This window comes from Streptomyces boncukensis (assembly GCF_011045075.1).
GTDB classification, from domain to species: domain Bacteria; phylum Actinomycetota; class Actinomycetes; order Streptomycetales; family Streptomycetaceae; genus Streptomyces; species Streptomyces boncukensis.
In genome coordinates this window covers 1-8,540 of the sequence record NZ_JAAKZZ010000334.1, presented here as the reverse complement: position 1 = coordinate 8,540, position 8,540 = coordinate 1, and the positions used below count along the sequence as shown (strand labels likewise).

Annotated in this window: 6 protein-coding genes; 3 read left to right on the top strand and 3 right to left on the bottom strand. The window is 75.1% G+C overall.

What is annotated here, in order from left to right:
- Window positions 1–121 precede the first annotated feature (121 nt).
- The 3 genes from G5C65_RS25630 to G5C65_RS25620 all read right to left on the bottom strand — a co-directional run bounded on the left by G5C65_RS25630 (window position 122) and on the right by G5C65_RS25620 (window position 2,538).
- A complete protein-coding gene (locus G5C65_RS25630; protein ID WP_165301297.1) occupies window positions 122–505 on the bottom strand; it encodes an RNA-binding S4 domain-containing protein in 384 nt (127 codons plus the stop codon).
- 303 nt (window positions 506–808) lie between these two features.
- Window positions 809–1,690: an LLM class flavin-dependent oxidoreductase gene (locus G5C65_RS25625; RefSeq protein ID WP_165301296.1), complete on the bottom strand. Its 882-nt coding sequence runs from the start codon at window positions 1,688–1,690 to the stop codon at window positions 809–811.
- 65 nt (window positions 1,691–1,755) lie between these two features.
- Complete coding sequence (locus G5C65_RS25620; RefSeq protein WP_165301295.1) at window positions 1,756–2,538, bottom strand: sulfite exporter TauE/SafE family protein; 783 nt, start codon at window positions 2,536–2,538, stop codon at window positions 1,756–1,758.
- 275 nt (window positions 2,539–2,813) lie between these two features.
- Between G5C65_RS25620 and G5C65_RS25615 the strand changes: the two genes are divergently transcribed.
- The 3 genes from G5C65_RS25615 to G5C65_RS25605 all read left to right on the top strand — a co-directional run.
- Complete coding sequence (locus G5C65_RS25615) at window positions 2,814–3,890, top strand: M23 family metallopeptidase (protein WP_165301294.1); 1,077 nt, start codon at window positions 2,814–2,816, stop codon at window positions 3,888–3,890.
- A gap of 141 nt (window positions 3,891–4,031) precedes the next feature.
- Window positions 4,032–6,680 carry a PA14 domain-containing protein gene (locus tag G5C65_RS25610; RefSeq protein ID WP_338146652.1) on the top strand — a complete coding sequence of 883 codons (2,649 nt, stop codon included), beginning with the start codon at window positions 4,032–4,034 and terminating at the stop codon, window positions 6,678–6,680.
- A 165-nt stretch (window positions 6,681–6,845) separates the two neighbouring features.
- On the top strand, window positions 6,846–8,540 hold a 1,695-nt coding region (locus tag G5C65_RS25605), incomplete at its 3' end, for a GTP-binding protein (RefSeq protein WP_165301293.1).

Genomic DNA, 8,540 nt, shown 5'->3' with positions numbered 1-8,540 from the left:
GTGCGTGCTCTCGGCGTGCCGGGTGAAAGCCCTCGTACTGGGCGTACTCGGGCTTTCGGCCGGTGCGGCGAGAGCACGTGCCGGGCGTTCCAGGTGGCGTGCGGGGCTTTCGAAACACCCCCTAGTGGTGGGACTCTCCGCGGAGCCGCTCCAGCTCGCGCCGCTCCCGCTTCGTCGGACGGCCGGAGCCCCGCTCCCGCTGCGCGACAGGCTGCGTAGCCTCCGGCGGCGGAGGCGGCGGGCTGTGGTCCTCGTAGCACTCGACCGCGACGGGTGCCCCCACCCGCTTCCGGATCAGACGGGTGACCTTGACGACGCGCTCTCGGCCCGCGTGCCGCAGCCGCACCTCGTCGCCGGGGCGCAGCGCGTGCGCCGCCTTCACCCGCTCGCCGTTGACCTTGACGTGGCCGCCGCGCGCCGCGGTGGCCGCCTGCGAGCGGGTCTTGGTGAGCCGGACGGACCAGATCCAGCTGTCGACCCGGACGCTCCCCTCGTCTGCTGCCATACCCCCCGACTCTAGTGCCGTGACCGGAAAGGTTCACCGCCTCGCGCCGCCCGGCGCCTCGCGGCGTTGCCGGATCACGCGATTACGCCCCGTACGAGCCGCGATCCGGCGCCTTGCGAGGCTCCCCCAGCTACCGCTGGGAGGTGCCCCCTGCACCTGGGGGCACCCCCAGTTCGAGCGGAGCCGAGAGCTTGGGGGAGACGCGAGACGGCAAACCTTTCCGGCCACGGCACCAGCCGGTCCTTCACCGGCCGGGGCCGGTGTCCGAGGGCGTCCCGGCGCTCGGCGCGCTCCCGTGCGGGCTCAGCCCAGGAGTGGACGCACCGCCTCCGCGGTGAAGCGGACGAAGCCCTCGGGGTCCGGCTCGTCGGCGGTCGGCTGGAGCACCACCGTGTCGGCGCCCGCCTCCGCGACCCCGGCGACGGCGCGGGCGACCGCCTCCGCGTCTCCGGCCACCCCCAGGTCGGCGTCCGCGTCGTGGCCCTCGCGCCGGCGCTCGGCCGCGAGCCGCTCGGCGGCGTCCGGCCCGGTGGCCGCGAGGAGGTAGACGGTCACCTGATGGCGGTCCGTACGGCCGGCCGCCGCGCGGCCCTCCTCGATCAGCTCCATGGCCCGGCGCACTCCCGCACGGTCCGTGTTGGCGTCCAGCACCGTGCCGTCGGCGGCCTCGCCGGCCAGCCGCAGCGAGCGCGGCCCGCGCGCGCCCGCGAGCACGGCGGGCGGCGCCGGGTCCGTCGCGGGCGGCCAGTCGAGCGCGACGTCGTCGAGCTGTACGTAGCGGCCCCGGATGGTGACCCGCTCGCCGCGCAGCAGGGCCCGCATCGCGTCCAGGTGCTCCCGCAGCAGTGCCATCGGGGACTCGACGCGCGCCCCCACCTGGCCCATCCAGTCCTGCACCCCGTGTCCGACGCCCAGCGTCACCCGGCCGGGGAAGAGCCGGTGCAGCGTGGCGGCCTCCATGGTGGTCAGCGCGACGTTGCGCAGCGGCACCGGGAGCAGGCCGACGCCGACGCGCAGCCGCTCGCTCCAGGCCAGGGCCGCCGAGGCGCTGGCGATCCCGCTCTCCAGGAAGCAGTCCTCCCACAGCCACAGCTCTTCCAGTCCGGCGCCCTCCGCGGCGCGGACGACGCTGTGCAGCTTCTCCGGCGGCAGCTGCGGCCGGAACACGGCTCCAAGTGCAGTCATGGCCCCTATTGCAGCCGACCGCGATCATCCCGACAACGCCTTTTCGCCCCGCGGGTCATGGCGGGTCACGACAGCCACTGCTGGTACGCCAGGGTCGCCAGCAGCCCGAAGACGGAGACGAGGAGGACGGCGCGGACGAAACCGCTGCCCCGCTTCAGCGCCGTGTGCGCGCCCGTCGCACCGCCCGCCAGGTTGAAGAGGGCCATCAGTCCGGCGAGTTGCCACAGCACCGTGCCGTTCCAGCCGAAGGTCATGAGCGCGCCGGCGTTCGTACAGGCGTTGACGATCTTTGCGGTGGCGGAGGCCGCGACCAGGTCGATGCCCAGCACCGCCGTGAGGGCGAGCACGAGGAAGGTGCCGGTGCCGGGGCCGACGAGGCCGTCGTAGAAGCCGATGCCGACGCCCGCGAGCCCGATCGCGGCGAGGACGCGGCGGCGCGTCACCCCTCCGGGCGCGGCCGCCGTGCCGAAGTCCGGCCGCAGCAGCACGAAGGCCGCGACCACCAGCAGCACCACCATGACGAGGGGCTTCAGCACCTGCGTGCTCATCCCGGCCGCCAGCAGCGCCCCGCCCGAGGAGCCGGCGAGCGCCGCGAGGCCGATGCGCAGCGCCAGCCGCAGATCCAGCGGCGTCCTGCGGACATAGGTCACGGCCGCGCCGGTGGTCCCGACGATGGCGACCGCCTTGTTGGTGCCCAGCGCGTACGCCGCCGGGGTGCCGGACGGGAGGCCCAGCAGCATGGCGGGGAGCAGGATCAGTCCGCCGCCGCCCACCACGGCGTCCACCCAGCCCGCCGCGCCCGCGGCGAGGCAGAGCAGGAGCACGGTCGTGAGGGAGATGTCCGGCATGATCGCGAGCTTAGAGGTGCGGCCCCGCCCGCCGGGCGGGGGGTGGCCCTGTGCGTGCGTTGCAGGCGAACGGGGTGCGTGACGCGTGAACATCGGCGCCCCGAAGGGGCGCGGGGAACGGTGCGACCAGCCCCGGAGCACCCGCAGCCCGCGACACGCGGCGAGGGGCCCCTCCGCACCCGGAAGCACCATGCCGTGGACCATCCGCAGGGTGTGACGGCGCGTCGTGCGCCGGTGGGCCGGGGACGGCCCGCACCCCGGAGCACGATCGGGCCATGAGCCAGCCCTCCTGGCCCGCACGCGCTTCGCTCGCCGCGCTGCTGGGCGCCGTGACCCTGGCGGGCCCCACCAGCGGTACGGCACCGGCCGCCGCGCCCGACCCCGGGCCCGGTGAGGCCCGGCCCCGGCTCTCGGCGCGGGCGGACGCGCTCTACCGGGAGGTGGCCCGCGCCACCGCGCGCTACGAGGCGGCGCGCCGGGAGACCGCGGCGCAGCGCACGGCCGTCAAGAGCGCCCGGCGGGCCCTGGGCAGGGGCCAGCGGCGGCTGGCGGCGCTGCGCACCCGGCTCGGCGGCATCGCGCGCAGCCAGTACCGGTACGGCGCCTGGTCCGCGGGCGCCCGTATGGCGCTCACCCGCACCCCGGACGCGCTGCTGGAGCAGCTCCGGGCGGAGCGCCAGGCCCGGCACGCCCTCGCCGGGCTACTGGCGTCGGCCCGGGGTGCCGAGCGCCGCCTGGAGCGCCAGCGGGCCCGTACCCGGGCCGAGCTGCGCCGTCTGGAGACCGGCACCCGGCTCAGGGCCGCCGCCAGAACCGCCGTGGAGCGGCGCCTCGCGCTCGCCCGCGAGGCCCGCGGCGCGGCGCCGGTCCGCGAGCCGAAGGGCGGGTGCCCGCACGGCGATCCGCCGAAGCGGCGGCCGAAGCCGGGCGCGGCGCGTGCGCCGCGCTGGACCGCGCCCGTCGCCCCGCGCGACTACGAGCTGTCCGCCGGGTACGCCTCGGCGGGCGCGCGCTGGTCGCAGGGCCACACCGGACAGGACTTCGCGGTCGAGTCGGGCACCCCGGTCCGGGCCGTCGGCGCGGGCCGGGTGTGGGCCACCGGCTGCGGCGACGGCTTCGGCAACCAGGTCGTCATCCGGCACCCCGACGGCTACTACACGCAGTACGCGCATCTGTCCGAGATCCAGACCGAGCGGGGCCGGAGGGTACGCGCGGGGGAGCGGATCGGGCTCTCCGGCGACACCGGCAACTCCACGGGCCCGCATCTGCACTTCGAGGCCCGGGTCACGCCGTACCTCGGCTCGGAGGTCGCCCCGGAGCCCTGGCTGCGCGAGCGCGGCGTCGAACTCTGAGCGGCGGCATGCGCGGGCCGCGCGGCTGGCATCGTTGTCGGCATCGTTGTCAGGGCCCTGGACAGCGGGTTCGCACGGTGTTGTCATGCCCGGGACGCGTGCTTCCCCTGTTGTGCCCCAGCGACTCCCACCGGAGGGATCGTGAGACACGCAACCGCCCGGCATCCGGCCGGTACCGCCGCACTCGCTCTCCTCGCCCTGCTCGCCCTGCTCCTCCCGGCCCTCGGGGCGGGCCCCTCGGCCGCCACCGCGGCGGAGCCCTCCGCCGACCGCCGCGCGGTCCACGGGCTGAAGGGCGAGTACTGGACCCAGTCGGCGTCCGGCGCCTTCGACTTCGACACCCTCAAGGCCACCGCCTTCGACCCCGCGCTCGACTTCGACGACCTGGAGCCGCGTCTGAGGGAGCGCACCGGCCAGGCCGACGACGTCAGCGTCCGCTGGACCGGGAGGCTCACCCCGGAGAAGTCCGGCGCGCACACCTTCCACATCACCGGGGACAACGGCTTCCGCCTCTGGATCGGCGGCGACCTCGTCATCGACCACTGGGTGGACGACTGGGACCGGGAGCAGACCTCCGACCCGGTCGACCTGAAGGCCGGCCAGGCGTACGACATCAAGGTCGAGTACTTCGAGCACTACGGCGGCTCGAACCTCCATCTGCGCTGGACCCCGCCGGGCGACGGCGCCGTGAAGACGGCCGTTCCGCAGTCCGCTTTCACCCTCCCCGACGGCTTCGACTACGACGGCGCCACCGGCGTCCGCGTCACCGCGTCCGGCCGCACCCTGCGGCTGGACTTCCCGCAGCGGCTCGCCGCGCCCGACCCGGCGCGGTTCCGCGACCACGTCCGCGCCGTGATCGGCGGCGCCGAGTGGCCGCTCGGCACCGTGCGCCGCGACCCGCGCGACGCGTCCCGGCTGCTGGTCCGGCTGCAGGAGCCGGTGGTCGGCCAGGGCGGCACGGCCGACGTGCGGTACGACGGCGAGGGCGGGCTGGCCGCCGCTGACGGGCGCCCCGTCGGCGCGTTCTGGACCGCCGGCGACAACGGCTCGACGCACCAGCTCACCACCCGCTGGGCGAAGGACGTCGGCCCGCGCAACGCGCACCCCGAGTACCCCCGCCCGCAGCTCAGGCGCGAGAAGTGGCGGAACCTCAACGGCACCTGGCAGTTCGCCGCGGCCAGGAAGGGCGAGGCGCCCCCGGTGGGCGCCGGACGGCGGCTGGGGGAGCGGATCCTGGTGCCGTACCCGGTCGAGTCGCGGCTCTCCGGGATCGAGCGGCACGAGGAGCGCATGTGGTACAAGCGGCACTTCACCGTGCCCGCCGACTGGAAGGTCCGCCCGGACGGCTCAGGCAAGCGGCTCCGCCTCCACTTCGACGCCGTCGACTGGCGGGCCACCGTCTACGTCAACGGGCAGCGCGTCGCGGCCCACAAGGGCGGCTACGACCGGTTCACCGCCGACGTCACGGACGCGCTGCGGCCGGGCCACCGGCAGGAGCTCGTCGTCGGCGTCCACGACCCCACCGACAAGCCGGACGGCGAGAACCCGCCCGTCGGCAAGCAGCGGCTCGACCCCGAGGGCATCTGGTACACCCCGTCCTCCGGGATCTGGCAGACCGTGTGGATGGAGCCGGTCGCCGCGGCGCACACGACGGATGTGCGGACCACGCCCGACATCCGGCGCGAGCACGTCACCGTCACCGCCCGCGGCGTCCCGGACGGCGTCCCGGTGACCGCCGTGGCGTACGACGGGAAGCGGGAGGTCGGCCGTGCCACGGGGAGGGGCGGCAACGCGTTCGAGGTGCCCGTACCCGACCCGCGGCTGTGGTCGCCGGACGACCCGCACCTCTACCGGCTGAAGGTGACGGTCGGCGCGGGACGGGCCGCCGACCGGGTGGAGAGCTACTTCGGCATGCGGGAGATCGGCGTCGAGACGGTGGACGGCCAGCGGCGCATGGTGCTCAACGGCGCGCCGGTGTTCTCCATGGCCACCCTCGACCAGGGCTTCTGGCCCGACGGGCTGCACACCGCGCCGACCGACGAGGCGCTCGCCTACGACCTGAAGGCGCACAAGAGGATGGGCTTCAACTCCGTGCGCAAGCACATCAAGGTCGAGCCCGACCGCTGGTTCTACTGGGCGGACCGGCTCGGACTGCTCGTGTGGCAGGACATGCCGTCCATGCGCTCCGACCGCACCCCCGACGCGGCGGCCCGCGCGCAGTACGAGCGCGAGATGAAGCGGATGATCCGGCAGCACGACAGCCACCCTTCGGTCATCATGTGGGTCACCTTCAACGAGGGCTGGGGGCAGTACGACCAGGCCCGTATCGCCGACTACGCCAAGGGCCTGGACCCCACCCGCCTGGTCAACAACATGAGCGGCCACAACTGCTGCGGGGCCGTGGACGGCGGCAACGGCGACATCTCCGACGCGCACGGCTACCCCAGCCCGCAACTGCCCGAGCCCGACGGGCGGCGCGCCCTGGTGAGCGGCGAGTACGGCGGACTCGGCCTGGCCGTTCCGGGGCACGCCTGGCCCGTACGGCACTCCTATGTGGGCGTGCGGAAGGAGCGGTTCACCGACGAGTACCTGGCGAAGCTGAAGGAGGTCGGGGCGCTCGCCTGCCGGGGCGGCACCGGCGCCGTGTACACCCAGATCTCCGATGTGGAGGGCGAGCTGAACGGTCTGCTGACGTACGACCGCAAGGTGCTGAAGGCCGACGCGGGGCGGCTGAAGCGGGCCCATGAGGCGCTGATCCGCGACGCGGGGAGGCCGTGTGCGCCGGGGTGATCCTTCCTGTCGCGGGAAAACCCGTTGCGTGCCCGCCGGGGCGAGGGATGATGGCGGGCGCACCGGACACTGACCCCGACCTCCGCAGGAGCCCCCGCATGCGCCGTCACTTCGGAATCCGCCCGCACCCCAGCCGGTCGAAGGTTCTGAAGGACACCGCCCCGTATGCACACACGCTCCACCACCCGCACGCTGAACATCGGGATCCTCGCGCACGTTGACGCGGGCAAGACCAGCCTCACCGAGCGGCTGCTCTACGACACGGGCGCCATCGACCGCCTCGGCAGCGTGGACAGCGGCGACACCCGCACCGACACCGGCGAGATCGAGCGGCGGCGCGGAATCACCATCCGCGCCGCCGTGGCCTCGTTCACCGTCGGCGGCACCCAGGTCAACCTGATCGACACACCCGGCCACGCGGACTTCGTCGCCGAGGTCGAGCGCACGCTCGGCGTGCTGGACGCCGCCGTGCTGGTGCTGTCCTCCGTGGAGGGCGTCCAGGCGCGGACCCGGGTGCTCATGAGGACGCTGCGGCGGCTGCGGCTGCCCACCCTGCTCTTCCTGAACAAGATCGACCGGCCGGGCGCACGGGACGCCGGGCTGCTCGCGGACATCCGCCGCAGGCTGGTGCCGCACCCGGTGCCGCTCACCCGGGTACGGGACGCGCTCGCGGCCCGTACCGTCGACGGCTCGGCGCACCCCGTCTGCCACGGTTCGGCGCTCAGCGGCGAGGGCGTCGGCCCGCTCGTCCAGGCCCTCATCCGGCTGTTCCCGGCCGCTGCCCCGCCCGACGGCGGCGCCGGTGCCGGTTCCCGCGCCACCGCGGCCGAGCCGCGCGGCACGGTGTTCGCGGTGCGCCCCGAGGGCGCGTATCTGCGGCTGTACGAGGGGGAGGTGGCCCCGCGGCAGCGCCTCACCTTCCTCCGCCGCGAGGCCGACGGCCGGACCCGGGGCTGCGCCGCTGCTCTCGTGCGAGGGGGTGTCCGGCGGATCGTGCGTGACCGGCATCGGGGCTGCGCTTGCCAGCCCTGCTCCCCCAAGCTCTTCGAGCAGGGGGTACCCCCAGGCGCAGACCTCCCAAGCGCAGAGCGAGACGTGCCCCGTAAGGGGCGCGGGGAACTGCGCGACCGGCTGTCGCGTGCCCGCAGACTGCGACGCACAGGCAGGGGCAGCCCCTGTCCAGCAAGATCCGCCGGACGCCCCCAAGCGCAGAAGCAGGTCCTCGCGGCCACGCTCGCGGCCGAGTACGGGATCGAGGCCGACTTCGCGCCCAGCCGCACCGTGTGTGTGGAGCGGCCGGTCGGCACCGGCGAGGCGTACGAGGAGATCCGGGGCCGGGACCACACCGGGCTGTGGGCGACGGTCGGGCTGCGGGTGGAGCCCGGGGAGCGGGGCTCGGGCCCGGTGTTCGGGTACGAGACCGAGCTGGGCGCCCTGCCGCGCGCCTTCCACCAGGCGATCGAGGACACGGTGTGCACGGCGCTGCGGGAGGGCCCGCACGGCTGGGCGGTCACGGACTGCCGGGTGACGCTGATCCGCTCCGGCTTCGCCTCGCCGGTCAGCACGGCCGGGGACTTCCGCGGGGTGACCTCGCGGGTGCTGGCGCGTGCGCTGGAGCGGGCGGGGACGCGGGTCCACGAGCCCTGCCACATGTTCGAGGCGCGGGTGCCGCTGGACGCGCTGGCGCCGGTCGCCTCCTGTCTGGCGGGGCTGGAGGCCGAGCTCGGGGACACCTCGGGCGGGGACGGGTCGTGGCTGCTCGCCGGCTCGATTCCGGCCCGCCGGGTGCCGGAGGCCGAGCGGCGGCTGCCCGGCCTGACCCGGGGGGAGGGGGAGTGGTGGTCCCAGGTGTCGGGGGAC